This is a genomic window from Pantoea sp. SIMBA_079 (assembly GCF_046940275.1).
Lineage (GTDB): Bacteria > Pseudomonadota > Gammaproteobacteria > Enterobacterales > Enterobacteriaceae > Pantoea > Pantoea borealis.
This window is the reverse complement of the sequence record NZ_JAWRYR010000950.1, coordinates 1-234: the sequence shown is the minus strand read 5'-3', so window position 1 is coordinate 234 and position 234 is coordinate 1. Positions and strand designations below refer to the sequence as shown.

Sequence of the window (234 nt, the reverse complement as noted above, 5' to 3'; positions counted from 1 at the left end):
TTACCGGCAGAAGCGGAGCGGAAGCACAGGAATAAAAGCTCTCCACAGTGGCAGCGCAGAAGGTGTGGTCATGCGTCGTCTGGCGTGTAGCCAACCACTATTCCCAGTGTACGACGTAAAATGTCAGCCTCAGCGCTGTCACTGGTAGACTCCAGCGCCATGATAAGGTAAAAGATAATAGACTTATTGGTTACCCGTCCCTCGGTAGCAAGGATGCTACGTATCACCCCATCC

At 52.6% G+C, this 234-nt stretch carries 1 protein-coding gene; it reads right to left on the bottom strand.

Translation table 11 applies throughout. From position 1 onward, the window contains the following. Positions 1-68: 68 nt before the first annotated feature. Positions 69-227, bottom strand: coding sequence for a biofilm development regulator YmgB/AriR family protein (locus SB719_RS22740; protein ID WP_412160120.1), 159 nt, complete (start codon positions 225-227; stop codon positions 69-71). Between the last annotated feature and the right edge of the window lie 7 nt (positions 228-234).